Origin of the sequence: Actinomyces sp. HMSC065F12 (genome assembly GCF_001814535.1) — a bacterium.
GTDB classification, from domain to species: Bacteria; Actinomycetota; Actinomycetes; order Actinomycetales; family Actinomycetaceae; genus Pauljensenia; species Pauljensenia radingae_A.
The window spans coordinates 1-25,999 of sequence record NZ_KV816943.1; the positions used below are offsets into that span (position 1 = coordinate 1).

General features: G+C 57.5%; 23 protein-coding genes, 2 tRNA genes and 1 other RNA gene. 10 read left to right on the forward strand and 16 right to left on the reverse strand.

What is annotated here, in order from left to right:
- Positions 1–5: 5 nt before the first annotated feature.
- Positions 6–79 (reverse strand) — tRNA-Gly (locus HMPREF2975_RS01035).
- 77 nt (positions 80–156) lie between these two features.
- On the opposite strand from HMPREF2975_RS01035, the gene HMPREF2975_RS01040 reads away from it, so the two are divergent.
- The 3 genes from HMPREF2975_RS01040 to trxA all read left to right on the forward strand — a co-directional run bounded on the left by HMPREF2975_RS01040 (position 157) and on the right by trxA (position 2,057).
- Positions 157–645 carry a (deoxy)nucleoside triphosphate pyrophosphohydrolase gene (locus HMPREF2975_RS01040; protein ID WP_307781422.1) on the forward strand — a complete coding sequence of 163 codons (489 nt, stop codon included), beginning with the start codon at positions 157–159 and terminating at the stop codon, positions 643–645.
- 114 nt (positions 646–759) lie between these two features.
- Positions 760–1,530, forward strand: a complete 771-nt coding sequence (locus HMPREF2975_RS01045) for a TetR/AcrR family transcriptional regulator (protein ID WP_058237417.1) — start codon at positions 760–762, stop codon at positions 1,528–1,530.
- 161 nt (positions 1,531–1,691) lie between these two features.
- Positions 1,692–2,057, forward strand: a complete 366-nt coding sequence (gene trxA / locus HMPREF2975_RS01050; protein ID WP_058237418.1) for a thioredoxin — start codon at positions 1,692–1,694, stop codon at positions 2,055–2,057.
- Between the two features lie 92 nt (positions 2,058–2,149).
- Here the strand turns inward: trxA and HMPREF2975_RS01055 are convergent, their stop codons facing one another.
- The 10 genes from HMPREF2975_RS01055 to betT form a co-directional block, all read right to left on the reverse strand.
- The gene (locus tag HMPREF2975_RS01055; RefSeq protein WP_070725225.1) at positions 2,150–3,229 is read right to left on the reverse strand and encodes an aspartate-semialdehyde dehydrogenase; all 1,080 of its coding nucleotides are present in this window, start codon (positions 3,227–3,229) and stop codon (positions 2,150–2,152) included.
- Entirely contained in the window at positions 3,226–4,542 is a 1,317-nt protein-coding gene (locus HMPREF2975_RS01060) for an aspartate kinase (RefSeq protein WP_058237420.1), read from the reverse strand. The genes HMPREF2975_RS01055 and HMPREF2975_RS01060 overlap by 4 nt, the downstream gene beginning before the upstream one ends.
- Positions 4,543–4,643: 101 nt before the next feature.
- On the reverse strand, positions 4,644–5,240 hold the full coding sequence (gene recR / locus HMPREF2975_RS01065) for a recombination mediator RecR (protein ID WP_058237421.1): 597 nt from the start codon (positions 5,238–5,240) through the stop codon (positions 4,644–4,646).
- A gap of 9 nt (positions 5,241–5,249) precedes the next feature.
- The gene (locus tag HMPREF2975_RS01070; protein WP_070725227.1) at positions 5,250–8,219 is read right to left on the reverse strand and encodes a DNA polymerase III subunit gamma and tau; all 2,970 of its coding nucleotides are present in this window, start codon (positions 8,217–8,219) and stop codon (positions 5,250–5,252) included.
- 68 nt (positions 8,220–8,287) lie between these two features.
- An RNA gene (ffs, locus tag HMPREF2975_RS01075) (signal recognition particle sRNA small type) lies at positions 8,288–8,383 on the reverse strand.
- Positions 8,384–8,512: 129 nt separating this feature from the next.
- Complete coding sequence (locus HMPREF2975_RS01080; protein ID WP_070725229.1) at positions 8,513–9,073, reverse strand: TetR/AcrR family transcriptional regulator; 561 nt, start codon at positions 9,071–9,073, stop codon at positions 8,513–8,515.
- A gap of 709 nt (positions 9,074–9,782) precedes the next feature.
- A complete protein-coding gene (locus tag HMPREF2975_RS01085; protein ID WP_070725231.1) occupies positions 9,783–10,016 on the reverse strand; it encodes a hypothetical protein in 234 nt (77 codons plus the stop codon).
- A 4-nt stretch (positions 10,017–10,020) separates the two neighbouring features.
- The gene (locus HMPREF2975_RS01090) at positions 10,021–10,257 is read right to left on the reverse strand and encodes a hypothetical protein (protein WP_070725233.1); all 237 of its coding nucleotides are present in this window, start codon (positions 10,255–10,257) and stop codon (positions 10,021–10,023) included.
- A gap of 110 nt (positions 10,258–10,367) precedes the next feature.
- A tRNA-Ser gene (locus HMPREF2975_RS01095) sits at positions 10,368–10,452 on the reverse strand.
- 187 nt (positions 10,453–10,639) lie between these two features.
- On the reverse strand, positions 10,640–12,937 hold the full coding sequence (gene betT / locus HMPREF2975_RS01100) for a choline BCCT transporter BetT (protein ID WP_070725236.1): 2,298 nt from the start codon (positions 12,935–12,937) through the stop codon (positions 10,640–10,642).
- A 230-nt stretch (positions 12,938–13,167) separates the two neighbouring features.
- Between betT and HMPREF2975_RS01105 the strand changes: the two genes are divergently transcribed.
- The gene (locus HMPREF2975_RS01105) at positions 13,168–13,620 is read left to right on the forward strand and encodes a hypothetical protein (RefSeq protein WP_141757236.1); all 453 of its coding nucleotides are present in this window, start codon (positions 13,168–13,170) and stop codon (positions 13,618–13,620) included.
- Positions 13,621–13,629: 9 nt separating this feature from the next.
- A complete protein-coding gene (locus HMPREF2975_RS01110; protein ID WP_070725239.1) occupies positions 13,630–14,304 on the forward strand; it encodes a LytR C-terminal domain-containing protein in 675 nt (224 codons plus the stop codon).
- A 98-nt stretch (positions 14,305–14,402) separates the two neighbouring features.
- Here the strand turns inward: HMPREF2975_RS01110 and HMPREF2975_RS01115 are convergent, their stop codons facing one another.
- Positions 14,403–15,875 (reverse strand): uracil-xanthine permease family protein, encoded by a 1,473-nt coding sequence (locus tag HMPREF2975_RS01115; protein ID WP_082628607.1) that lies wholly within the window; start codon positions 15,873–15,875, stop codon positions 14,403–14,405.
- A gap of 281 nt (positions 15,876–16,156) precedes the next feature.
- Between HMPREF2975_RS01115 and HMPREF2975_RS01120 the strand changes: the two genes are divergently transcribed.
- From HMPREF2975_RS01120 to HMPREF2975_RS01135, 4 genes are all read left to right on the forward strand, one after another.
- Positions 16,157–16,609 carry a hypothetical protein gene (locus HMPREF2975_RS01120; RefSeq protein WP_070725241.1) on the forward strand — a complete coding sequence of 151 codons (453 nt, stop codon included), beginning with the start codon at positions 16,157–16,159 and terminating at the stop codon, positions 16,607–16,609.
- A 57-nt stretch (positions 16,610–16,666) separates the two neighbouring features.
- A complete protein-coding gene (locus HMPREF2975_RS01125) occupies positions 16,667–17,404 on the forward strand; it encodes a glutamine amidotransferase-related protein (RefSeq protein WP_070725242.1) in 738 nt (245 codons plus the stop codon).
- The gene (locus tag HMPREF2975_RS01130; RefSeq protein ID WP_070725244.1) at positions 17,404–18,252 is read left to right on the forward strand and encodes an SIR2 family NAD-dependent protein deacylase; all 849 of its coding nucleotides are present in this window, start codon (positions 17,404–17,406) and stop codon (positions 18,250–18,252) included. The genes HMPREF2975_RS01125 and HMPREF2975_RS01130 overlap by 1 nt, the downstream gene beginning before the upstream one ends.
- A 128-nt stretch (positions 18,253–18,380) precedes the next feature.
- Positions 18,381–20,372 (forward strand): right-handed parallel beta-helix repeat-containing protein, encoded by a 1,992-nt coding sequence (locus tag HMPREF2975_RS01135; RefSeq protein ID WP_070725245.1) that lies wholly within the window; start codon positions 18,381–18,383, stop codon positions 20,370–20,372.
- A gap of 194 nt (positions 20,373–20,566) precedes the next feature.
- On the opposite strand, the gene HMPREF2975_RS01140 is transcribed toward HMPREF2975_RS01135, so the two are convergent.
- Genes HMPREF2975_RS01140 through HMPREF2975_RS01150 form a run of 3 tightly spaced genes read right to left on the reverse strand, consistent with a single transcriptional unit; the run spans position 20,567 to position 23,679 of the window.
- Positions 20,567–21,397 carry a carbohydrate ABC transporter permease gene (locus HMPREF2975_RS01140; RefSeq protein ID WP_070725247.1) on the reverse strand — a complete coding sequence of 277 codons (831 nt, stop codon included), beginning with the start codon at positions 21,395–21,397 and terminating at the stop codon, positions 20,567–20,569.
- A complete protein-coding gene (locus tag HMPREF2975_RS01145) occupies positions 21,394–22,302 on the reverse strand; it encodes a carbohydrate ABC transporter permease (RefSeq protein WP_070725249.1) in 909 nt (302 codons plus the stop codon). The genes HMPREF2975_RS01140 and HMPREF2975_RS01145 overlap by 4 nt, the downstream gene beginning before the upstream one ends.
- 54 nt (positions 22,303–22,356) lie before the next feature.
- Positions 22,357–23,679: an extracellular solute-binding protein gene (locus tag HMPREF2975_RS01150; protein ID WP_070725251.1), complete on the reverse strand. Its 1,323-nt coding sequence runs from the start codon at positions 23,677–23,679 to the stop codon at positions 22,357–22,359.
- A gap of 217 nt (positions 23,680–23,896) precedes the next feature.
- Here HMPREF2975_RS01150 and HMPREF2975_RS01155 point away from each other — a divergent pair, with 217 nt between their 5' ends.
- A complete protein-coding gene (locus HMPREF2975_RS01155; protein ID WP_083314324.1) occupies positions 23,897–24,997 on the forward strand; it encodes a LacI family DNA-binding transcriptional regulator in 1,101 nt (366 codons plus the stop codon).
- A gap of 35 nt (positions 24,998–25,032) precedes the next feature.
- On the opposite strand, the gene HMPREF2975_RS01160 is transcribed toward HMPREF2975_RS01155, so the two are convergent.
- Complete coding sequence (locus tag HMPREF2975_RS01160; protein ID WP_058237445.1) at positions 25,033–25,977, reverse strand: variant leucine-rich repeat-containing protein; 945 nt, start codon at positions 25,975–25,977, stop codon at positions 25,033–25,035.
- Between the last annotated feature and the right edge of the window lie 22 nt (positions 25,978–25,999).

Genomic DNA, 25,999 nt, shown 5'->3' on the forward strand with positions numbered 1-25,999 from the left:
AAGTGTGGAGCGGGCGACGGGAATCGAACCCGCCTTTACAGCTTGGGAAGCTGTCGTTCTACCGATGAACTACGCCCGCAATGGCGTCACTTTCTTCTCAAAGACGCTTCACGATGATAACTGTTTCCGAGCGCTAACACCAATTCAGAACACAAAGTGGACACCCACGCAAATCGCGCCACACGCATTACGCCTACCATAGAGGCCGTGACCATCACGCAGCATCAACCGGTACGCCCCGTCGTGGGCGCAGCAATCGTCGACAGTCTTGACCGGCCCCACCAGCTCTTGGCAGCGGCACGCTCCTATCCACCCGAGTTGGCCGGCCGGTTCGAACTTCCCGGCGGAAAAGTGGAGCCAGGTGAGAACGCGATGGACGCCCTCGTCCGTGAGGTGCGTGAAGAACTAGGGACGACTATTGAACTGGGCGCCCAGGTCGCAGGACCGCTCGACGGGTGGTGGCCGATCCTTGGGACACGCACAATGGCCGTGTGGCTGGCGCAGGTCTCGCCGGGTTCCAAGGCGCCGCGAGCTGGATCCTCCCATCAGCGTATTCAATGGGTTCCGCTCGAGGAAGCGCTGAGGTTGAACTGGCTGGATCCTGATTTTCCAATCGTGCAGGCGATCATTGACCAGTGCGCATGAACCGACACGGGTGAATCCCCGCTCTCATTCTCCGCTGGCACCGCGCTATTCGCGCACTCAGCAGATTTCAACATAATTTGACGACACACAGTACGCTTCTGTCAGAATACAATTATGCCGAAGATTATTGGATCGACTCTTGCGGCTCATCGCGAGCTGACTCGCAGCCGACTTTTTACTGCCCTGTCAGAACTGCTGTCCGAAGAACCGTTCGATGCCATCACCATGGCACAGATTGCCGAACGTGCCGAAGTGGGTCGAACTGCCGTGTATAACCACTTCAGCGACAAGGAAGCTCTGCTGCTGGCATTCATGGAGGATGCCACCGCCAAGTTCGCTAACTTCCTCAGGGACAAGCTGGCCGGAATTGACGATCCGATCGAGCAACTCACCGTATATCTGCGCTCCTATCTCGATCTCAAAGATCAGTTTCATCTCGCATCGAGCATCACGCTGAGCAAGCAGGTATCGTCACAGCACACTGCCCGCCTCCATGACCACGCCGGAATCGTTGAGCATATCCTGCTCCACATCCTGGAAGCAGCAATGGCACAGGGGCGCATTCCACAGCAGAACTTGTTGACGCTGGTTGCGCTGATTCACTCATGTCTGGCCGGCGTGCGAGTACCGACACATTCGCCTGCAGACTCACCGGCAGATGCGCCTGACAACGCGCGCGCAGGAAGCGACGAGGATGCCGCGAGCCGCACCGATGCCCGAGAAGCCACAATCGGCACCGTCGTGGCGTTTATTCTCAGAGCGATCGGTGTGGCGGCCGATGAAGTTTCCCTGCCTCCAGCTGAGCAGCTTGAACGAGCACACTCGCAAACCTCCGGCAGCACCGATTCTCTCGCGATACTGCGCTGCCCTGTTGCGCACGGCTGATACTCACAATACGGCCACTCAGCACGAGTTTCCTGACTCACAGTGAGGCGAGGATCTTCACAGCCTGATTGCTCCAGTCATGGAATAATCGTGCATACAGCACAGTTGAGATAGGTGAAAGGCTGCGGACCGACCGTAGACCACTCATGATGGGAGGCCCTATGAGCACTGTTGAACTGACCAAAGAGACATTCGAGCAGACTATCAAGGACAATGACATTGTCCTGGTCGACTTCTGGGCAACGTGGTGCGGACCGTGCCAGCAGTTCGGCCCTGTTTTCGAAGAAGCGTCGAACAAGCACGAGGACATCGTCTTCGGCAAGATCGACACCGATCAGCAGCAGGAGCTGGCCACCGCCATGCAGATCAGCTCAATCCCCACGGTGATGGGTTTCCGCGATGGTATTGCCGTTTTCCGCCAGTCCGGCGCTCTGCCGGCAGTCGCGCTGGAGGATCTGATCACTCAGATTCAGAACCTCGACATGGATGATGTGCGCGCCAAGATCGCAGAGCAGAAGAACCAGTAGGCTTTTCGCACTCACGCGTGAACGCAGTCGCCCTCGTCAGTTATTGATTGACGAGGGCGACGCTGTTTGTCTGGGGCGCAGGTGGATGGAAGCTAGCCGGCGAGCAGCTCCTGAGCGACCAGTTCGGCCAGTTGCACCGAGTTCAATGCAGCGCCTTTACGCAGGTTGTCACCGGCCACTACCAGCACAAGCCCCTTACCGTCATCAACGGCCTGATCCTGGCGGATCCTGCCGACCAGCACATCATCAATGCCGGCGCAATCAAGCGGTGTGGGCACATCCACCAGGCGTACACCGGGAGCCTCGGCCAACAGTTCGCGCGCACGGTCAGGAGTGATCGCGCGGTCGAACTCGACGTGGATCGTCAGAGTGTGGCCAGTGAACACGGGCACGCGCACACACGTTCCCGACACCTTCAGATCCGGGACGTGCAGGATGCGGCGCGACTCATTGCGCAGCTTCTGCTCCTCATCGGTTTCGTCTGACCCGTCATCGACGAGCGCCCCCGCGAAGGGCACCACGTCAAAGGCGATCGGTGCGACGTATGTGGACGGTTCTGGCAAGGTGACGGCCTGGCCGTCCAGTGTCAGTTTGCTCAGATCCTGGTGCGCGCCGGCACGAATACCTTCTTCCAGTTCACGCACGCCTTTCAGCCCGGATCCGGAGACAGCCTGATAGCTGGAGACGAAGAGGCGGCGCAGGACACCCTCGTCGTGCAGGACTTTCAGTACCGGCATCGCGGCCATCGTGGTGCAGTTCGGGTTCGCAATGATGCCTTTGGGACGCTGCGCGATATCCTCGCCGTTAACTTCGGACACGACCAGCGGCACGTTCGGATCTTTGCGCCAGCCGGAGGAATTGTCCACCACGACTGCGCCTTTTTCAACGAAACGTGGGGCGTAGGTGCGTGAGGCGGTAGCTCCGGCGGAGAAGATCGCGATGTCGATACCGGACAGGTCAGCGGTCGCCACGTCTTCGACGACGATGTCCTGGTCACGCCAGGTCAGTGTCTTGCCTGCTGAACGTGCGGTGGCAAAAAAACGCAGGCTGGTCAATGGGAAGTCGCGCTCATCGAGCAGGGTGCGCATGACAGAGCCCACCTGGCCGGTGGCTCCTACGACGGCGACGCTCAGGTCGCGCTGGGTGTGACTACGGGTTTCAGGCGTGGTCATCGTCCTGTTCCTCCATATACGACGGCTTCAGATTCGGTGGAATCCAGACCGAAAGCAGTGTGCACTGCCTGCACGGCGCGGTCAAGGTCTTCCAGCTTGGTCACCACAGAGATGCGGATCTCTGAGGTGGAAATAAGATCAATGTTGATGCCGGCCTGGGACAGTGCGCCGAACAGTTTGGCCGATACGCCGGGGTTGGTTCGCATGCCAGCTCCAACCAGGGACAGTTTGCCGATATCGGGGTTGTACTTGAGTTCCTTGAAGCCCAGTTCTTCGCGCGCAGCTTCCAGCGCCTGCATGACGTGGTCGGCGTCCTCGGCGGGCAGTGTGAAGGAGATGTTGGCGCGATTTTCCAAGGTGACGGGAATGTTCTGCACGATCATGTCAATGTTCGCACCTTGCTGCGCCACCAGTTCAAACAGGCGTGCGGCCATGCCGGGTGAATTCGCAATGCCGACCACGGTGATCTTGTCCTGTGACCGGTCGTGAGCAATGCCGGAGATAATCGGCTCTTCCATTGGGTCCTCCTGGTTGGCAGCTAACGCAGCTTGAGGGACGAGGCCGGCCAGTGCAGGGTTTGCGGGTCTGTCGGAAATCCATGTCCCATTCTTGTCGGAAAAAGATGAGCGCACATGCAGCGGAACGTGGTATCGACGAGCGAACTCCACTGCCCGAAGGTGCAGAATCTTTGCTCCATGTGCGGCAAGTTCGAGTGTTTCTTCCTGACTGATGGTGCGCACGCGCCGCGCGGTCGGCACGATGCGCGGGTCAGCAGTGAACAGCCCGTCAACGTCGGTGTAGATTTCGCACACGTCGGCGTGCAAAGCGGCAGCCAGGGCGACCGCTGTCGTATCGGAGCCGCCGCGACCCAGCGTCGTCGTTTCGTCATCTTCTGATATTCCCTGGAATCCTGCGACGATGGCGACCTGACCGTCACGGATGGAGCGCGCTACGCGTTCGGGCACCATGCCGACGATTTGCGCTTTACCGAAGTGAGTGTCGGTACGGATGCCGGCTTGTGCACCGGTGTAGGCCTGTGCAGGCACGCCGCATTCATTGACCGCCATCGCCAGCAGTGACATGGAGATTCTTTCCCCGGCTGTGAGCAGGATGTCGAGTTCGCGGTCAGGTGGCGCGCTGGTGATCTGGGCGGCTGTGTCCAGCAGATCATCTGTTGTGTCACCCATCGCTGAGACCACCACGACGACCTGGTGTCCTGCATTTCGAGTGTCCACGACACGCTGGGCGACCCTCTTCATCGCGTCTACGTCCGCGACAGATGAGCCACCGTATTTCTGAACAATCAGTGCCACTTTGTCTCGTTTCCTTGTGATCAACCTGGGATGGGTTTCCCCTTCATCCTATGAGTCTGCGACTCGTGACGGAAAGATGCCCGCTATGCGGTCGCGTGGAGTTATTCGGCGCGACGGCGGCCTTCGAGCGCGCGCCCCAACGTCACGGGATCTGCGTATTCCAGGTCGCCACCCATTGGCAGTCCCATAGCCAGGCGCGAGGTCACCACGCCGATTGTGGACAGGGTGCGCGAGAGGTAGGAGGCGGTTGCTTCGCCTTCAATGGTGGGGTTCGTGGCCACGATAACTTCTTGAACCGTGCCGTCCTGAAGGCGAGTGAGCAGTTGACGCACACGCAGTTGATCAGGCCCCACGCCATGAATCGGGTCGATCGCTCCGCCCAGGACGTGATAGCGCCCTTTGAACACTCTCGCATTCTCAATGGCACGAATATCTTTGGGCTCTTCGACAACGCAGATCACTGATCCGTCGCGCGCGGGGTTACGGCAGATGGTGCACTGGTCGGCTTCGGTGAGATCACCGCAGATTTCGCAGTGGTGTACTTTTTCGCGCACGGCCTGGATGGCGTCCACCAGGTGCGTCACGTCATCGGGTTCAGCGTCGAGCAGATACAGGGCCATGCGTTGAGCTGACTTGGGTCCGACACCGGGCAGCATTCCCAATTCATCGATCAGGGTCTGTAAGGCGCCTTCAAACACGAGTCACACTCATCTTTCTTCGCTCTGGTCTTTTTCTTCGATCACTGTACCGCCGAGTATCTCCAGTATGGCCGGCAACCCGACGCTGGTCGACATCTCCAGATCCACGTCATCCATGCTGGCCGAGTCATCCTCATTGGGCGGCACGATAACTGGGTCAGGTTCACCACCAGGTGCGTCGTGGCCGTACGGGGCAGCGAAATGGTCCTGCTGGCGATGCCGCCGTGTACCGCGCACCTCTGCCTCGTGGGCGTGAGTATCGCCTGTGCCCTGCTCCCCTGCTTCGTCAGCTCGTTCCTGCTGCACTTCACGGATCGCTTCGGCGCGCATCTCCTCCACGCTGCCTGGTGAAAAGGTGTCCTCACCCTGCGGTTCAGGTGGTGTGGATGAGTGAGCTGTCGACGGGGCGGTCGGTTCTGTGTCACCACTGTCTCGCACATCCTCAACAGCGTGTGCCACTCCTTGAGGGCGACCGCCGATCTTCTGCTCCACTAATTGTGCGGCGTGCTCGGCGTTCTGCTCGTCATGGTCGCGGTCGCGCAAGGGTTCGGCGCGACCGGAAGTCGCTCCGTCTCCCTCGCCCTCGTCGTTTTCGTCCTCGTCATCAAAGATCGGGCCATGTGCGGCTCGAGGTGGCTGTTTTGTGCCATTCTCGCGCCCAAATGGACGATGCTGGCGTGCTGCCGGATGAGCGTCACGCTCTGACTGATGATCACGCGCTACCGGGTCAGAGTGGACGGGCTCGGAGGAAGACGCCGATGCGGCCGGTTCAGATGCCTCGGCACGTCCGCCACCGGGTATGGCTACCGGCCCCCAGCCGTCATCATCGTCATCGTCGTCAACTGTCGGAGTCGAGGGTGAGGCCGGCGCTGAAGGCTGGTCAATTTGTGGGCGTGACGGCGCCTGCGCTGCCTGTTCGTCGTGCGTTGCCTGTTCAGAGCGCGTCGACTGTTGGCCGGGCATCGCACCGTGCTGCTGAGTGGACAAGGGCGGCTCGTGACCTGCAGTGCGCTGGGGCGTGCCCTCGTTACTGGGCCCGTGTGCCTGATGATCAGTGCGTTGTGATTGCTGTGGAACCGATGCAGGCGTAGTCAGCGACGCGCCGCCTACTGACTGCGCGATCTGAGCCCTGACCTGCACGTCTGCACCGCACACGTCGTGGACTGCGCGGGCGACGTCCTGGGCTCGGGAACCCGAGTCGAATGCCTTTACCAATCCTGGAGTGGTGAAGCTGAGGATCACGGTAGATTCGTCCACGCCTCCCAGCTGGGCGTGAGAGTCCACGAGCGACCATGTGGCTCGGCTGAGCGAAGCGATACGATCGACAATTTCCTGCCAGCGCATGCGAATCGAATCTGCAACCGCGCCGCTTCGATGAGGTTGTTCGGACGCAGCGTGCTGTTCAGGCGCAGGGTGGTGGCCGGGGCGGTCAGGTTCAGGACGCCTCTGCTCAGTCGGGCGCTGCTCAGCCTGGCGCTGGCCATTTTGGCTGTGTTCTGGCCGACCCCGCTCGGCCCCCGGTGCGGCGTCAGATGCCCGCGTTGCGTGTGTCGGCTTGCCCGGCGTGCCGGCTTCGGGCCTAGGTGCTCCCTGCGTCTCCCCGGTTTGCTGGGAATGCTGAGATTGTTGCTCGCGACGACGACGCAGATCCGCTTTCGCCTGAGCCGCGCCATAAGTTCCGCCGCGCTCGTGGTCATACTGACCATCGCCAGCACCACTCGCACGACCAGACCCGCTGCCACTTCCGGCACTGCCATGTCCAGCATCACCGCCTGGCGACTGGTAATTCGGTGCGCCTCCGCCGACTGTTCCCACTGTTCCGGGGAAGCCCTCCTTGCCCTGCGGCGCTGCCACCTCTGTGCGGGATGCAGGTGAAGTCTGTGACGGCACCAGGATTCGGCCCAACAACAACTCCAGCTGTATGCGCGGAGATGTCGCGCCCACCATCGAACGCAAGGCCATATCAGTCAGATCGGCTGCGCGCGACAGGTGGTACGGCCCCCAATTTCGGGCCTGCACCTGCATGCGTTCAAACTGGTCACTGGGCGTTCCCGCCAGGACATCGACTGCCGCATCTCCCGACACGGCGATAATCAGGAGGTCACGCAAACGCTGCAGGAGGTCCTCAACGAACCGACGAGGATCATGGCCCGACTCCACCATATGCTCCACAACTCGGAAAGCGGCAGCACCATCACCGCCCGCGAGCGCATCAACCGTCTGATCAAGCAGAGCAGTGTCGGTGTACCCCAGCAACGCAACAGCAAGGTCATAGCTCAGCGCCCCCTCCACTGCGCCAGCCATCAGCTGATCGAGGACCGACAACGTGTCGCGCACAGACCCTCCACCCGACCGCATCACGAGGGGGAGCACGCCCGCGTCTAGATGAATCCCTTCTTCTTCACACAGATGCTCCAGATACGGTTGCATCACGTCCGGCGGCACCAGTCGGAACGGGTAGTGATGGGTACGCGAACGAATCGTCCCGATCACTTTTTCGGGCTCAGTCGTGGCGAACACAAACTTCACATGCTCAGGGGGTTCTTCAACCAGCTTCAGCATCGCGTTCGAGCCCTCTTTGGTGACCATGTGGGCTTCGTCGATAATGAACACCTTGTAGCGGTCGCGCACGGGCGCAAAGGTGGCGCGCTCACGCAGATCCCTGGCATCGTCAACGCCGCGGTGTGAGGCTGCGTCAATTTCCACAACGTCCAGTGATCCGGGCCCGCCAGTTGCCAGTTCCCGGCATGATTCACACTGTCCGCACGGGGTGTCCGTCGGCCCCTCCGCACAGTTCAGACAGCGTGCCAGGATACGTGCCGACGTGGTCTTTCCGCATCCGCGTGGACCTGAGAACAAGTACGCATGTGTCACTCGGTCGGCACGAAGAGCTGCACGTAACGGCTGCGTCACGTGGTCCTGGCCGATCATCTCATCAAACGTATCGGGCCGATAGCGGCGGTACAGAGCTGTGGTCACACTCGAACCTTAAAGGTATCCATAGGCATTTGGCGACACCAACCGTCCTGAACAGCAACGACGATGATAAAAAAGATCCTCCGCGCACCCGGCAGAGCGCCCTTATCCTTGCTGCCTTCCAGCCCTGGGGAGGTTCGGACGGTACCGTCACGCGGAGGACCGCCATCTAGTCTACACAATTCCAGCCCGCTCAGCGCGCCGCGTCACCCTCGTCAATTACTTCGACCAATGAGGTCATGAGGTGCCAGCTGATAATTCAGGAATCGTTTCCTCATACCAATTCTCACTCGTATTCACGAGGCGATCACGTGCTGGATAAAATCGCGCATCGTTTCAGCAATATCCAGAGAGGGGTCATTGAGCCACAGCAGCTGCAAACCTTCGACTAACGCCCTAATTTCATGCGCCAACTGCTCAACATCAACGTCGTTTGACAGCCTGCCAACACGCTGTTCCCGAAGCAGTTCGATGCACAATGATTCTTGAAAGTCCTCCTCGCGCTGGCGGACGAAGTCATGGGCGGGATGCTCCGCGTCGATCGCCTCCAGCGTCAAAGTTGTGTCCAACCTGATAATGGCCGGCATGGTCATATTGTGTGCCAAGACTTCAGGTAGAGCAGCCAAGAGCCCCCGCTGTTCAATCAATTCAGATCGCCAGTCTCTCTCACTTTCTTCTCGCTGCTCCAGCACAGCTTGAAGCAAATCGTCTTTTGAGCCGAAATACCTCAAGAGCGTCGTATGCGAGATGCCTATTTCATCGGCAAGTTGACGCATCGAGAGGTGACGAAATCCGTTTTCACCGATGGCCTTAACAGCAGCAGCAATAATCCTTGTTCGTCGACGCTGACTGTTCATATAAGGGAGATAGCGGCCATTTTTGGTGTCTAAACTATTGACTTTTCGTTGGTATACTGCCGAAAATCGCGTTTCTAATGATTGTGAACCTTATGGTGAGGTAAAGCTGAGCAAATCCCACATATCGCGGTTTTGTATGCTAAACGTCTTTCTTGGTCTGCTTCCTGCATGGCACGACCTGCATCAACAAGAAAATACCCAACGTGTGGCGAACCTGGGCTCACATGTAACGGGACTCGGGGCGGCAAAACCCGATGACGGAACGTCAAGTGCGGCTCCAGCACTTTACGGCTCCGCGAACACGCCGGCGAGCTGACAACATTCCAACGCTTCCTAACACGGGTCAAAGACCAACGCCCCCAAAGGGACTGTGACGCCACCACAACAGGACGCACCCTACGCCGCCACAGCGCATGGTGCTGGAATATCCCAATCCCCCCGCCACCTTGCACAGGCCAGGTCCATGATCAGATCTTCATTGACGGGACCTACCTCGCCTACGGCTGATGCGTCCTCATAGCCTGAGCAAGCACAGGACCAGTAGTGGCCTGGCAATGGTGCCACACGGAAAACAGCACAGCCTACGGAAAACTCCTGTCCACCATCCCAGCCCCGCGGGTCATCACAATTGACGGCAACGGCGGTACACTCAAAGCCATCGCACATCACTGTCCAAGAATTGGGGTTCAGCACACACATTCAGGTTTGGTTATCCGAATCGTTTTTGTGCGCCTTGTCGGGTGATGCCGAGCGCGGCTCCGATGATGGTCCACGAGTCGCCTGCCTGGCGTGCGTCGTCGACGGCTTGGCGTAGGCGCCTTTCGGCTTCTTCTACTTGCTTGTTGGCTGCGACTATTTTCCTGAAGTTTTGTGCGTCTCGCGCGTGGTGTGTGGTGACGTCGAGTTCGTCAAGCCCGGTGTCGGTGTCGGTTGCGTATGTCATGTTTTTACCTCAAAAAGTCGTAGAACTTTGCTCTGAGTCTGTCAGCGTGAATGATTCGGTCGGGCGTTGGGGCTGGGACTGCGACGAGTTCGAGCAGTGTGCCGTCGGCGGCGGGCCCGATCAGGAGTATGCGGTCTTGTCCGTGGTATTCGTATTCGATTATCCGTATGGCGTTTTCCCACGCGTGTGTGATGTCAGCATGTGTGATGCCGTGCTTGTGGGCGCTGGGAAGAACTTTCACACTGTCAACTGTAAGTTGACGGCATGGGGGTGTCAATCCTTGCTGGCTTGGTGCGCTGGCGTGGGGAAAACGAAAAACCCCGCCATTTCAACGAAACAGCGGGGCGTTTGCGGAGGATGGGGGATTCGAACCCCCGAGGGCTTGCACCCAACACGCTTTCCAAGCGTGCGCCATAGGCCACTAGGCGAATCCTCCAAGGCGCTGCACCGATTCGACCACACAGCTGATCAATACGTGCAACAACATAGGAGCATATCTGATTGACCGCCCTTTCGGCCACCTCGCAGCGTTCACATCAGGGTGTAATCGCTCACGCAGCGCCAGCCAGGTGCAGCGTGGTCGCCCTCGTCAATGCAATCAATCAACGAGGGCGACCCATGTGCTACTCGTCGTACACGCCCAGGTAGTCTAGCCACCCTTCGTAATGATCCAGAACGTCGTGCGCGATCTGGTCAGAGGACCACCCCACAATGTCGTACCCCTGACCACCGCCCGAGGGACGCACTTCCAGGCGCACCGTCACGTCATTCGCCTCAGCAACCATCGCGGTGCCCACAGACGGAACGGGAGACTCGACCACTCGCACGGTGTAGCGGAACGGATGCTCGGTCAGCAGGCCCGCGATGCTCGGTTCAGCTCCGTCAGCAGAAGTACTCCCGGCCGTTCGAGGCTTCGCATCATCAACCATTTCATTGATCTGCTCGTGCAGCTCAGTGGTGGAATCGGTCTGCGGTTGCTCGCCCGTATCAGTGGTCTGAGCACCTGAATCCCACTCCTGCGCGCCCGATGCCCTGGCCTCCGATTCGCCGCCAACTGTCAGCGTGACGCGGCCCAGGAAGTTACGCTCGTCATCCGGATCCTGTGCTTCGGGACCCTCAACAACCACCCATGCGGGCAGATCTTCCTTGTGGAGTTCATCGGCCACAGCCTGCAATGCGGGAACCACTCGCCTGTCAAGGACACGCTGAGCGCGCACAGGGGTGACAACGTCGAATGTCTTGCTCAGACGGTCACGCCAGGAGCGGCGAGCCATCGTTCCGGCTCCTGATGCGAGCACGCGGTTTTGGACGATGCGGCGACGACGCTGAGCCATCGACGCCTCTTGCGACAGCGAGCGCCACAAGCCGATCATCACCAGCACAAGGACGAAGGAGAATGGCAGCGCCATAACGATCGTGGCCTGCTGCAGAACCGTCAACCCACCGGCAACCAGCATCGCAATGGTTAGCACACCGGTCAGCGTCGCCCAGAAGATACGCAGCCACGGCACAGCGTCCTGGCGAGCGTTCGTGATGCGGCTGGACAGGTTTGACATGACGAGGGAGCCTGAGTCCGCGCTGGTGACATAGAACAGGATTCCGACGAACAGTGCGACGGCGACAACCACTGTTGAGCCAGGTACTCGTTGCAGCAGGGCGTAGAACCCCTGTTCCGGAGCGTTCACAGTGATTTCTGCGAATTCCCTGTCACCGTTCATCACGAGTTCCAGTGCAGCGTTACCGAAAATTGACACCCACATGATGACGTAGTTCAGGGGCAGGATCAGTGAGCCCATGACGAACTCACGGATGGTGCGGCCGCGTGAAATACGTGCCAGGAACATTCCGACGAATGCGGCCCAGGTGATCCACCACGCCCAGAAGAACAAGGTCCAGCTATTGAGCCACGTGTTGATCACATCTGCCGTTGCCGGGTTCACACGCAGGTCAGCGTAGGTTTCCAATGTGAGGGCGGGGAACATGCGCACCAGGTCGCCCACGGAACGAACCAGCGAGTCCAGCAGGTACGCGGTGTTTTGGGTGACCAGAACCCACACGGCCAGACCGATTGCCAACAGTACGTTCACGTTGGACAGAACGCGCACGCCGCGATCGACGCCGGAAACAGCGGAAACTGTCGCCATGATGACACTCAGTGCGATCAATCCGATCTGAGTGGAGGTTGCCTGCGGCAGTCCGAACAGTATCGTCAGACCGACATTCAGCTGAATGATGCCCACGCCCAGGGATGCGGCGATACCGAAAACACCGCCCACAACGACTGCGCCGTCAATGATGTTGCCCAGCGGGCCGTCCACGTGTTTGCCGAAAAGAGGCCGCAAGGCTGACCGCACCGCGAGGTGGTGCTGGTGACGGTAGGCGAAGTATCCCAGGGCAATTCCGACCAGCGCATACATGCCCCACCCTGTGATGCCGTAGTGGAAGAGCGTGTAGACCACGCCGGCGCGGGCAGCTTCCACTGTCTGAGCTTCACCGGTGGGAGGCGCCATGTACTGCGCGATCGGCTCTGCGACAGCGAAGAACATGATGTCGGTACCGATACCTGCGGCAAACAGCATGGCTGCCCATGAGAAAGTCGAGAAGTCAGGTGTCGCGTTATCTGGCCCCAGCCTCACGTTGCCGAACTTGCTCAAAGCGAGCACAACGACGAACACCAGGATGAAGGTTGCGAGAAAAATATAGAAAGATCCGAACCAGTGACTGATCCAATCCACCGCCACGGTAAACCCTGCCTCCACGCTTTGCGGTGATGCGATCGCGATGATGGCAATGACCGCAACGATCAGAGCTGATCCGATGAATACCGGGTAGTTAACTGGTGGTGATTGGGGTGTGGGTCGAGTGGCGCTCTCCCCTTCACGGGGCCGTCCGTCCGGTGAGGATTCTGCCTGCTCATCCATATCGTGACTTGCGCTGTTTGTGTTGATGTGCGCGCTCACACATCGTCCTTTCGCTCGTGTGCGCGACAGCTGGGAGCCGCACACTGCTCTATCACCATAAGGCGTTGATGGTGACAACTGCATATCAACCTTATCGACGAGGGTTCTCATGGCGCCTTCGTCGTGACAGACTCCAAAATGTGAGAAAACCGACCAAAATTCTCGCGCTCCTGAGCACAGTCGCCATCACCATGACCCTGAGTGCATGTGGACCACTCGTCAAAAAGGACCCCACTGCACAGGGCATCCAACCCACACCGCAAAGCACGCAGCCCGTTCCAACTCCAACTCCGACTCCCACCCCGGCGCCGGCTCCCGCCCCGTCCCCCCCAATCCACGGGCCTCACGCCGGGCGGCTCACAGACGACGATCGCACGAAGAAGAACCTACTCTCACTGGCCGACAAGGCTGAGCAGGGCGATGACATGGGTATTGTCAACGTGTCGATGGATCAGGCACAGTTCTGCTATCCAGACACTTTCTCGGGTGACGTCGAAAACCTCACGAGTGACCTTGACGACCAGTTCGCAGAATTGGATGAGCAGCTCGAGAGCTTGACAAGATGCTCGAGGACTTGGACAGCGGCAGCTGAGCTTTCACCGCCCGTGCATGGCGAGGTCACATTCACAGTGTATTTCGGCTAAGTTAGTGACGTGAACCCGCAGCAATCTCGGCGTCGAACAGCACGTCAACGCTTCCTTGATGCCCGACAGAGTAAGCAGAATCTGACATTTTCCGTCGTGGCATCCGTCATGGCAGTACTGGTCATTGCTGCGCTCCTCGTGATCACGAACATCATTTCGATGCCCTCCGAAGAGTTCTCCAAGACGGAAAAGACGGCAGGTCTGGGCGACATTGTGTGCCCGACGGAAGGTACGACACCGCTGCCGGCAGACACGATCCATGTTCAGGTTCTCAACGCCACCTCACAGTCGGGCCTGGCCAGCTCGGTGACGACGATGCTGGCCGAGCAGGGATTTGTCATGCAGGATCCTGCCAACGCGGCAAGTGAGTTGACCGGCACCGTCGAAATTGACGTCTCCCCCAAGAACATTGATGCCGGCTACACGGTTGCGCGCTTCTTCCCTGATGCGCGCGTGGTGCTGAGCGAAGGCACCGACGAGGTTGTCCAGGTCATCCTCGGTACATTCTTCGATTCACTGCTGCCTAAGGAAGATATCAAGAAAATCGCAGAGGCTCAAAGCGCCTTGAAAGGCAGCGACTCGTGCCTGCCTGTCGACCCGGAGCTTCTTGCGCCCGCGACCACCCAAACCGGCGACGATGATCAGTCAGGCGACGGCAGTCAGTCAGAGGGACAATCCGAGTAGCGTCGCCGCGGTGTCACAGCAGTGACGTTGCGTCCGCTTTTAATAGGAACGAGGGCGACTCAAGTGAGCCGCCCTCGTCACATACCTGAAGAATTGGCTTAGCGAGCCTGTTCAGCGCCGCCAGTCTGTTCGGTGCCATCTGCCAGTTCAGCAGCGTCCGCCAGTTCCCCTCGTGAATGATGACGGGTCGAATAGGCCGTCGACTCCAACTCGGTACCTGACGGGGCTGACGCAGGTGAAGCAGCCTCAAGCGTCGTGCCGCGCAGCTTAGAAATCCAGCGCATGACATGGTAGATCAGCAATGCTGCACCTGAACCCAGTGCAATACCTTCGAACTGCATGCCGCCGGCAACCCACGTGAAGTTCGCGATTGCGACGATCAGGGAAACCGCAGCGGTGTTGAGGTTAACCGGGTCAGAGAAGTCCACCTGGTTCTGCACCCAGATACGCACGCCCAGCATGCCGATCATGCCGTACAGAACCGTTCCCGCACCGCCCAGAACGCCAGCCGGAATCGTCGAAATGAGGGCGCCGAACTTGGGCGTGAGAGCCAGAAGGAACGCCATGCCTGAGGCGACCAGGTACGCGGCCGTGGAGTACACGCGGGTCGCTGCCATCACACCGATGTTTTCCGCATACGTCGTGGTACCTGAACCACCGCCGGCACCGGCAAGCATGGTGGAGCAGCCGTCAGCGATCAGTGCGCGCCCGGTGATGCCGTCAAGATCGCGCCCGGTCATCGCTGACACCGACTTCACGTGACCAACGTTTTCAGCAATAAGGACGAAGACAACCGGGACAAACAGGCCCAGCGTCGATGGATCAAAAGCAGGTGTGGAGAACTCAGGCAGACCGATCCAGGAGGCTTCAGCAACGCGTGAGAAGTCAACCTCGTGCTGGAGGATTGCTGCAACGTAGCCGATCAGCACGCCGAATAGGATGGACAGGCGTCCGATAATACCCTTGAAGAGCACGGTGATCAGACAGATTGACACGATGGTGACCACTGCCGTCAGTGGGCCTTCCTTGACCCAGTTCCATGCGGCTGGCGCAAGGTTCAGGCCGATCAGCGCGACGATTGCGCCAGTGACGACTGGGGGCATCACGACGTCGATCCAGTGCGCGCCGGCGAAGTGCACAATGATGCCGACCAGCGTCAGGGTTGCACCGGTGGCGATTACGCCGCCCAGGGCGTAGTTGTGGCCGAGGGTCTGCGTGACAGCGGTGATCGGCGCGATCAGCGCGAAAGATGATCCGAGGTAGGACGGCATGCGCCCGCCGGTGATCAGGAAGAACAGCAGTGTGCCGACTGCGCAGAAGAACAGCGTGGTCGAAGGTGGGAAGCCTGTGATCAGAGGGACGAGGAACGTCGCACCGAACATGGCGACAACGTGCTGCGCACCGATTCCGATGGTGCGCGGCCACGACAGACGCTCTTCGGGGGCGACAACCTCGCCGGGAGCGATTGACGTGCCATCACCGTGCAGTCGCCATGAAAAAAAGCCGCCCCGAGGACGACTTGACGAATGGGAAGACTCGCGCGAGGCGCGAGGGGTAGCTGAACCGCTCATGCGGATGTCTCCGATCAGTTGATAAGGATGCAAAAGTGCAGGCCGTTCACCGGTCGGAACATCACAGTATCGAACTTGCCGACAAAAGGCTAAATTCCACGGCAAATCATGGTTGATTTCACACGGGTGAACTGATGGGCGAGTTGCCTGAGCGTGCAGATAAGCTGTGACCATAGATGAACCCAGTCGTCATGCCGTAGGGTGGGACGTAGCAGGATCGTCACAAGGGGATACCAAAGATGCCCTCGGTCAGCACAGGGCCGCGGGGAGTGAGGGGGGAAATGGTGAGTCAGCCAGCGACAGGTTCGCAGTTGCACGTGCTGGATCCTTCTCTTGATTCCTCACACAGTGCCACAGAAAGTCCGACGCTGGATCCGCCCTTGGATCCATCCCTTGATCCTGCACTGGATCCCTCGTCGCCCCAGTTCGTTTTCCCCGGAACCCAGGACATTGACCCAGCCATGGTTTTCTCGGCCCCCGGATACAACGCCCCTCGCCATAACTCCAACACTGCCGCCACGATTGGCCTGTGGATGGCAGCCCTTTCCCTGCTGGCGTTCCCTCTGACAATCTTCGCCCTGATCTTGAGTATTGCCGGACTCATCACCTCGTTTTCACGCGGTGGTCGAGGAAGGCACGAGGCCGTCGCCGGGCTTGTTGTATCGGGCATCGTGATCATCTCGATCTGTCTCGTTGTCGGCATCTTCGTCATCGGTTTCACGGCCGGTCTGTAGATCCCATGTTTCGACCGTAAGGGTACCGGAAATTCTTTCTTTGCCTACACTTGAAGCATGAAGCCTTTCTTGCTGGTATCAACACGCCCCGAAGAAGAAGCGATCGACGCTGAATACCATTCGTACCTCCTGGTCAGCGGTTTGACGCCGTCCACGCTCGAACAGGTTCGCATGGATATGCTGGGGCTGCCCGAAGTTGACGTCAATGCCTACAGCGGCATCTTCGTGGCTGGATCGCCTTACGGCACCACTACTCCCACTGAGAAGAAGTCATCGTCCCAGCGCAGAACTGAGGAAGATCTGGCTCACTTGTTCCATCAGATCCTCGAGGCGAAAACCCCATGTCTGACCACGGGTTACGGAACGGAGGTTGCCGCGACGGTTCTGGGCGGCACGGTGACGACACGGTGGGCTGAACCGGCTTCGATGGTGACAATCACCCTGACTGAGGAGGCCGAGGATGACCCGCTGCTTGAGGACTTTCCGCGCACATTCACAACCTACGTCGGCCACCACGAAGCAGTAGAAGAAGTGCCGCCGGGCACGACGGTTCTTGCTAAATCAGTCACGTGTCCCACGCAGATGATGCGTTTTGGGCCGGCTTTTTGGGCTACGCAGTTCAACCCTGAACTTGACTCCGACGCGATCAATCAGCGCCTGGCGATCTATGCCGATGCCGGCTACTCAGGCACTGACGATCTGGAGACCCTGGTGCAGATCGGCCACATGGGTGAAGGAACCCACCAGGCGGGACAAATCGTGAAGAAGTTCGTTGAAAGGTTCAGGCAGCAGTAATGCCACGGTCGTCATCCTCGCTGCCTCACCTGGATGAGCTGGTCGAACTGTGTGCGGGTAAGCGTCTGGCTGCTCTGACAGGTGCCGGAATGTCCACTGATTCAGGGCTTCCGGACTATCGCGGAACCGGATCGTCAGGCACGCCGACAGTGGATATCGACCTGTTCCTGTCGGATCCGAAATGGCAACGCTGGGTGTGGGAGCGAAACCAGGTGACATGGCGAGCGTTGCAGGACCTGCCCGCCACACGTGGACATGAGGCGCTCGCACGCATGGAGCGGGCAGGAATCCTTCACGGCGTTGCCACCCAGAATGTCGATGGCCTAGATGAAAAGGCTGGGATCCACCAGCTCGCTCTGCTTCACGGCTCGTTCTTGACGGTTGACTGCATGCAGTGCGCAGCGCGGTATCCTCGAGAATGGCTCGATGGCGAGTTGCGCGCCGCCAATCCGAATCTGGTCGACGACCCTGATCCCACTCACGTTGCGATTCTGGCTCAGGTTGATCCCGAGGGCGCCACGGCTTCCGCGATCACACTGGTTCCCTGTCCGCAGTGTGGTGGAATCCTCAAACCGAATGTCGTCTTTTTTGGCGAGATGCTGCCATCAGACCAGATGGACAAGGGACTGACCTTTGCTGCGCAGTGCGACGTACTCCTGGTTGTGGGCACGTCAGTGAAAGTGTCAACCGCCGTGTGGATTGCTCATCAGGCGATCAGCAGCGGCGCTGACCTGATCGTCATCAATCGTGGGCCGTGCGACCTCGATCATCACCCCGCTGTTCGCCTGCGCATCGACGGTTCTGCCAGTGACTATCTCGAGGCGCTGGCAGACGCCCTCGGTGCGTGACAAAGCGCTCTTTCTGGCAGAACATATCAGTAAAGTTCCAAGTTTCGAGCACTCAGGACTCACGTTTTCGCCAAAACTTGTTTAGAATAAAAACAAAATCAACTGGCAACGACAAAGGAGTATTACTAGTGCCACGCACCATTCATGTCGCCATCACTGGAAACGATGAAGCGACCGGGGAACAGAAAGCACCCCTCCGCACCATCAATGCGGCCGCGAACATCGCCCGGCCCGGAGACACTGTGATTGTTCACGAGGGCGAATACCGCGAATGGGTTCAACCCCGTTTCGGTGGTCTTTCAGATAACCGTCGTATCACCTATTGTGCAGCCCCTGACGAGCACGTCGTCATCAAGGGGTCCGAGGTAGTCAGCGAGTGGGAATCAACTTCTGACAACGTGTGGAAAGCAGTTGTTCCCAACTGCGTGTTCGGAATTTTCAATCCTTTCGCTGAAGAACTCTCCGGCGACTGGGTTGTCCGCCCGAATCCTCGAGTTGAGGGTCCGCGCCGACACTTAGGAGCCGTGTACCTCAACGGAAGGAGTCTGCTTGAGGCAGATTCGCTTGAGGATCTTTCAAACCCTTCTGCGACAGAAACTATGATCGACGACTGGACAGGTCAGGAAGTTACAATCGCCGACCCTGAGTGGACGAAACGGCGTTGGTTTGCTGAAGTCGGGCCTGAAAACACGTGCATCTGGGCTAATTTCGGCAATCAGGACCCACGCGAGGAACTCATCGAAATCAACGTTCGCCCTTCAGTCTTCATGCCGGCTGAACACCACATTGACTACATCACCGTACGCGGCTTCGAACTCGCACAGGCAGCGACCCAATGGGCTCCTCCCACAGCATGTCAAGGCGGCCTCATTGGCCCAAACTGGGCCAAAGGCTGGATCATCGAAAACAACCGCATTCATGATGCCAAATGCTCAGCTGTTTCACTAGGCAAGGAGAAGAGCACTGGCCACAACTACGCCACCGAGCGTCAGGACAAGCCAGGCTACCAATACCAGCTGGAATCCGTATTCCATGCTCGCCAAATTGGCTGGGACAAGGAACACATCGGATCCCATATCGTCAGAGGTAATGAGATCTATTCATGCGGCCAGACTGGAATCGTCGGTCATCTTGGATGCGTATTCTCGACGATCGAAGACAACCACATCCATGACATCGCTACCGACCGCGAGTTCTTCGGACACGAGATTGCAGGTATCAAACTCCACGCTGCTATCGATGTGAAAATTCGACACAACCACATCCATGACTGTTCTTTGGGTATCTGGTTGGATTGGGAAACTCAGGGCACTCGCATTAGCCGTAACGTCATGCACTCAAACTGCCGCGATCTTTTCGTTGAAGTGTCACACGGCCCATACATGGTGGACAATAACGTTCTCGCTTCACCTGTGTCTTTCGAAAGCGTCTCTCAAGGCGGCGCTTTCCTCCACAACCTCATTGGAGGGACAATTCGTGTCAGCCAGGAACTCACGCGGTCGACTCCCTATCACGTAGCCCACTCGACTCAAGTTGCTGGATACGGAACCTTCTGTTGTGGAGATGACCGCTGGATGAACAACGTGTTTGTCGGCGGAGACAGGGACGCTGCTTACTCGGCGCACGGTATCGGTGATTTTCTACCTGATACGACGCTGGGTACGTCCGTGTACGACGGTTGCGATACTTCAATCGGAGAACTTATCAAAGAGCTCGACGAATCCTCTGAAGGCGACCACGAGCGTTACTTCGGCAGGCGTCTTCCCGCTTACATTCATTCGAACACCTATGTGGGCGGCCCAACCCCCTTCAAACGAGAAGAAGATCCCACTGTAATCGATCGAGAGAGCGCCAAGATCTCAGTCGCCCTAGACGAGGATCAACGCGGCGCCATTCTTCACCTCAAGGAAGCAGCCGCGCTGGACATTCCCGAAGTTAATCGAGTTACCGGAGCTGATCTGCCTCCTGCATACTTCCCCGATGCACACTATGAGAACGCTGATGGCACGCCGGCAACCTTTGACACAGATGTCCTTGGCAATATCAATGAGGCTGATAAGCGCCAAGCAGGTCCATTTGCAACTAATCTGTGGAACCAGGAGACGATCAAGATCTGGTAAATAACTTTTGATCGTCCTCAAGAGGGGGCCGGCTGCACAGACAGCTGGCCCCCTCTAGTCTTGCGGAGAAGTTATGGCAGGTTTCCCATCATGAGCTTTTTCACGCCACGCATGATCACCCTTCTGTACAAGCAAACAAGAAGGCGCCCCGAAACCTCGGAACGCCCCTCTAGTCCTGTCTATCGGAATAGCACCTACTTTCCAAAGCCCGCGGTCAGGCCTGCAACCATTTGCCGGCGGCCCACAATGTAAGCGGCGAGTACAGGCAAAGCTGACAGCGTAACAGCGGCCAGAATTGCGGGAATATTACTCGTATATTGGCCCTGATAATTCCACAGGGATAGGGTCAGCACTCGAACTTGCGAACTCTGGGTCAATACAAGAGGGAACAGGAACCCGTTCCAGACCTGTAGCGCCTGGTAGATCCCCGCGGTCATGATCGCCGGAACTGACAAGGGCCACACCAAGGTCCACATCATCTTCCAGTTCGTCGCGCCATCAACTGCCATCGAATCGAATAATTCATTGGGAATATCACGCATAAAATTGACCAGGATCAAACACGTGACCGGAATCCCGAATGCAATTGAAGGCAGAATGATGGCCAGCAACGAATCGTACAGCCCCATTTGAACCACTAGGTAATACACGGGGATAATCACTGCCTGCAATGGAATTCCCAGTCCAAGCAGTATCAGGCTGAAGGTCCTCCGCGACCACTTATTCTTGCGTCTCACGACGTAATACGATGCCATGACGCACACCACCATCAGAATTGCAACGGTAGCTACTGTCACAATCAACGTATTAAAGAAGTACATCCAGAAATCATTTTGGAAAACTGAAATATACGCTGCGATTGTTGGCGACTTCGTTGGAAGCAGAGGATTTTCCGTATAGAACGAAGACTGCGACCGCAAACTCGTGATGACGATGTAATAGATCGGCAGGATCACGATCGCGAGCCAAATCCAACCACCAAGACCGGCAAGAAGACTCGATACTGTCGTTTTGTTTCTGTTCATAGCCCCTGTGCCTGACTTTCCATTCGTGTCGCACCGGAAAGCTTATTCAGCCCCAGTGAGAGCGCCAATCCGACCGCAAGAAGCAAGGTTCCTACCACTGTAGCCTGACCCATGTTGAAACTCTTGAAGCCAAGCAGATACATATGCAGTGGAAGAATCCTTGTTGCTCCTCCAGGTCCGCCTCCTGTCAAGACATAGATGAGATCGAAATAGGTTAGAGCACCGACCAGCTGCAGCGTCGAATCAGTGACGATCGTGTACTTTAGCTGAGGAATCGTCACGTGCCAGAACTGCTGCCACTTTGATGCTCCGTCCAGTTCTGCGGCTTCGTAGAGCATTGCTGGGATTTGCCGCACTCCACCCTGGTAGATCAGAGAGTGGAACGGAATAAAGGCCCACGCGATGATCAAGATCGTCGCAGGTAAAGCGAGCTTTGCATCTCCAATCCAATCCTGTCTCAGCCATGAGATACCAAAGGCATTTGACATTCCAAAATTGGGATCCAATAACGCTTTGAAAGCAATACCCAATGCTGCAGACGAAAACAGCAGCGGGAGGAAATACAGCACGGACAGGAACTCTCTGTACCGCTGCTTCTTGGCCATAAAGATTCCGAGCATTAGTGACATCGGAGTCTGAATAAGCCACGTAACGACCATGACAATTATCGTCAGTTTAATCGCGTTAATAGTCAGCGGGTCAGAGAGTGTCACTGCCCAGTTGTGCATACCTGCCCATGACGGCGTTCCCAGACCATCCCAGCTCATGAAGCTTAGGAAAACTACGCCTATGAGTGGGATGATGGCGAAGAAGATAAAGAATGCCATCGCAGGGAGCGCGAACCACCCGCTTGGGCCGTTAGCCTTGCTGGCTACTCGCGTTTCATTGCGAGGTTTCTTGTTCACCTGACCTCCTACCGAATGGGTTCTAATCTCATTACTTGTCATGGAACGCACAAGTTACTTGATCGTTGCATTCATCGCATCAGCGAATTGCTCAGGTGTAATGCTCAGATCAAACAGAAGCTGGATGTTGTCAAGCAGCGTCTGCGAGGTATCAGACGGAAGCTCCTGATCCCAGGAAAGCTGGAAGTTGCTCGAGTTGAGAACCATGTCGTAGCCGAAAGTCAGGTAATCTTCCTGTTCACTGCCCTTGATGAATTTCTCTGCTCCAACAGTTGGAGGAATATCTCCACCATCTACCATCGCCTTGACGTATTCATCGTCGAAGAGGTTGTTGAGATAGCCTTTCGCAGCAGTTTGCGCCTGTTCGCTTGATGCGGCGCTCACGGACCAGAAATTCGACTGATTTCCTGCAACAGCGCTGGGATCACCCTTACCACCTTCGATGGACGGGAATGCACCAAAGGCCAAGTTGCCATCTTTGACGAAATCAGGCGCGTCCGTCAGGAATGTTCCGTATGCCCATGATCCGTGCAGCATCATGGCGGCCTTACCTGTGTGAACCAGTGCCACATCAGCATTGGCGTCTGCAACTACTGACCCATAGGCATCTCCGAAGGCGCCGGCCTTCACGAGTTCCTGAGCTTTTCCAAGTGCTTCAATCGCGGCTGGGTCTGACCATGCATCCTTTTCGCCGTTCGTGATCCGATCAAATACTTCCGATCCGCCGATCCGGTCGAACAGATATTCCAACCACATCATGGATGTCCACTTGGATGCGCCGGCCAAGGAGATCGGAATAATGCCAGCTTCTTTGAACTTTTCGACACAATTGAGCAGATCATCCCAAGTTTGGGGAATTTCCAAACCCTGCTCTTCAAACAGTTGCTTGTTGTAATACATGTGGACGGGTTGCGTTCCAACATTGGGAAGTGCGTAGTACTTACCGTCAACGATTCCGCCGTCAGCAATGCTGGGAATCAGTTTATCAACCGAATCCTTTACATCGTCAGTAATGTCAACAACCTTGCCGGCCTCGACATAGTCGCGCAAGGTCGCGCCGCCCCAGCCAAAGACCAGCGTAGGGGCATTATCAGAGCCGATCGCGGTGCGGATCTTCTCTTTATAAGCGTCGTTGGCAAACCAATCAACACTAATCGACTGATCGCTGTTTTCGGTATTCCACTTCTCAAACGAGTCACGCCAGATGATTTCATGGGTGCCGCCAGTGAGCGCCCACGCTGACGCCTCTCCGTTACCATTCGAACCTGTTGCCTCACCAGACTGGCCAGGCTGAGCGCCGCCACAGGCACTCAGAACGAGCGAGCCAGCCGCAAGAAGCGCGCCCACAGTGAAGATTCCTCTTTGCCTAATTTTCATCTCAGTTCCATCCCTTTCTCAGACTTGAGCCTCTATCCTCAGCGATAAGACGTTGACGAGAGAACCTGCCTCACGCCACGCTGCTCGTTGGAACAGCACAATGAACGGTCTCCATTGATCACAACCTCAATGTTTCAAAGTGCGGTCTCGTGACTTAGTTTAGTAGTTAATTTTAATACGTCAAGATCAGTTGACATGCCGATACAAAATCTTAACAATGCACGATACTATTGAAACAGTTTCAAAGAGGTGGGACAATCACGAGGGACCGAGGGACACAGTGACAGCACGAAAGCAAAACGGCCGCGTTACCCTGAGCGACGTCGCACAGCAGGCGCAGGTATCAAAGGCAACCGCTTCAAAGGCAATGAATAACCGCGAGGAGGTTGCTGCCCACACGCGGAAGAAGGTTCAAGAAATTGCTCGCACAATGGGGTACAGACACGCGTCTCCTCTCACTCATGTGCTTCCAGACATCGTGGCAGTCTCGGACAGCCTTCAGAGCCCCTATACCATGAGCGTCCTCGATGGAATGGTCCACGAATGCACTACCCATGGTTTGTCGCTATCGATTACTGCGCTCAGCGCACCGTCTTCTCAGCACATGCCGCCGGTGCTGAGCGCTCCCTGGCTCTCACTTATTGCGCAGAAGAAAGTTTTCGGACTAGTCCTCATGACGATGCCTGTCTCAAGAAAACAGGCAAGCATGATTAAAGCTGAAGAAATCCCAACGGTCCTGATCGACCCTCGCAACCACCCACCGCAAGGTCTGACATCGATCGGAGCGACTAATTGGAATGGCGGCCTACAGGCGACCCAACACCTTATATCCTTAGGACACCGCCGAATCGCTTACATTTCAGGCCCACCGCATTCCGTTCCTTCCACTGAGCGCTACCAGGGATTCCTGTCCGCGCATCACATGGCAAATGTGCCTTTTAATCCCGAACTGGTTGACGGAAACGAATTTTCCTACGCCGAGGGAGTACGGGTGACGGAGAAACTCCTGGCCCTACCAGAAGGGAGTCAGCCCACAGCCATATTCGCAGGATCCGATCTGACGGCTCTAGGAAGCCTCGAAACTCTCCGCCGTCACGGTAAGAAAGTGCCGGAGAAAATTTCTATTGTCGGATTTGACGACTCTCTGCTCGCCCTCGCTGCAAATCCACCATTGACAACCGTCAGGCAACCGGTCAGCGACATTGGCAAAACTGCTATTCGCACTTTGATCGATATTCAAGAGGGCAACAGACCCACCGGACCTCTTCGATTCGAAACGACTCTGGTTATCCGCGACTCAACCGCAAAGCGTGCCTGACCCCAGTTATCGCTCCTCCCGCACGCCCCGTGCAACTACCACCTGAACTGGTCTTCACCGATGGGGCCTTGCTCCCCGACCATCCATCCTTGACGGGCAAGGGCAAATGAAGCTCCGGACTTCACGTTCCAGCAGCTCATGCCGTTCTGCGTCGACTGACATGCGACGTCACCACTGGTTGCAAACTTGCCGTATTCAAGGGCCTGCCCACCACCTTGTGCGGACTCCACGCATTCGCGCGAAGCTCCTTCGGCGGTGGCAACCAGATTTGTCAGCCGGTCACCGCAGCTCTCAACTCCGGCAGCTGCGTAATCGTCATCAACAATGACACATGAGACAGTTTCGTCGGACAGGGTGCAGGCAATATTGCCCGAGGGCGCCATGATCTCGCCGGCCTGAACTGCACCCGCCGGTGCCGGGTACACGATCGGTTGTTCATCTGACTGAGCCTGCTCTGGTTCGGCCTCCGACTGCTCTTCAGCCGCCCCGGTGCTTTCAGGCTCGGTCGACTGCGCAGACGACTGCGGAGCCGGCGCGGGGCTGGGATCAACCGGACGGGAGGGGAAAATCCCTTTGAATACCACGATCGAGATCACCACAAGCACAAGAGCGATGGCGATGAGGATTCCGAGCACCAGTCCCACTCTGGACTGCGACGATCCATCAGATTCACCGCTTCGATTCCCCTGCTGGCGACTGGCCTGGTCGAGGGCGGCCGTACCCGACGCCGCCTGAGAAACAGGTGGGAAACGCCCCGCTCCCTGCTGCCCGTATGCACGCCTCTGAGCAAGCGCCTGGTCCACCGCGGGATCTCCCAACGATCCCAACCACTCGAGCAGCCCTGAGTAGGTGTGCGGATTCTGAGCAACGACGGCACGCAGCTCCGGGTGACGGTAGGCGATATCCCTCAGCGTCTCATAATCCGTACCGGGGTCAGCGGCCAGTTGATGTAGGTTGCGAGGATCTGACTGATTATTCATCGCGTTTGCCTCCATCAGCTCC

Bases quoted from the DNA above. Each gene is read 5' to 3' on its own strand.
- HMPREF2975_RS01140 (WP_070725247.1), bottom strand. From the start codon at position 21,397: ATGAACAGAAACAAAACGACAGTATCGAGTCTTCTTGCCGGTCTTGGT.
- HMPREF2975_RS01130 (WP_070725244.1), top strand. From the start codon at position 17,404: ATGCCACGGTCGTCATCCTCGCTGCCTCACCTGGATGAGCTGGTCGAA.
- HMPREF2975_RS01150 (WP_070725251.1), bottom strand. From the start codon at position 23,679: ATGAAAATTAGGCAAAGAGGAATCTTCACTGTGGGCGCGCTTCTTGCG.
- HMPREF2975_RS01155 (WP_083314324.1), top strand. From the start codon at position 23,897: ATGCACGATACTATTGAAACAGTTTCAAAGAGGTGGGACAATCACGAG.
- HMPREF2975_RS01055 (WP_070725225.1), bottom strand. From the start codon at position 3,229: ATGACCACGCCTGAAACCCGTAGTCACACCCAGCGCGACCTGAGCGTC.
- HMPREF2975_RS01105 (WP_141757236.1), top strand. From the start codon at position 13,168: ATGACCCTGAGTGCATGTGGACCACTCGTCAAAAAGGACCCCACTGCA.
- HMPREF2975_RS01085 (WP_070725231.1), bottom strand. From the start codon at position 10,016: ATGACATACGCAACCGACACCGACACCGGGCTTGACGAACTCGACGTC.
- trxA (WP_058237418.1), top strand. From the start codon at position 1,692: ATGAGCACTGTTGAACTGACCAAAGAGACATTCGAGCAGACTATCAAG.
- betT (WP_070725236.1), bottom strand. From the start codon at position 12,937: ATGGATGAGCAGGCAGAATCCTCACCGGACGGACGGCCCCGTGAAGGG.
- HMPREF2975_RS01080 (WP_070725229.1), bottom strand. From the start codon at position 9,073: ATGAACAGTCAGCGTCGACGAACAAGGATTATTGCTGCTGCTGTTAAG.
- HMPREF2975_RS01045 (WP_058237417.1), top strand. From the start codon at position 760: ATGCCGAAGATTATTGGATCGACTCTTGCGGCTCATCGCGAGCTGACT.
- HMPREF2975_RS01115 (WP_082628607.1), bottom strand. From the start codon at position 15,875: ATGAGCGGTTCAGCTACCCCTCGCGCCTCGCGCGAGTCTTCCCATTCG.
- HMPREF2975_RS01120 (WP_070725241.1), top strand. From the start codon at position 16,157: ATGGTGAGTCAGCCAGCGACAGGTTCGCAGTTGCACGTGCTGGATCCT.
- HMPREF2975_RS01160 (WP_058237445.1), bottom strand. From the start codon at position 25,977: ATGAATAATCAGTCAGATCCTCGCAACCTACATCAACTGGCCGCTGAC.
- HMPREF2975_RS01125 (WP_070725242.1), top strand. From the start codon at position 16,667: ATGAAGCCTTTCTTGCTGGTATCAACACGCCCCGAAGAAGAAGCGATC.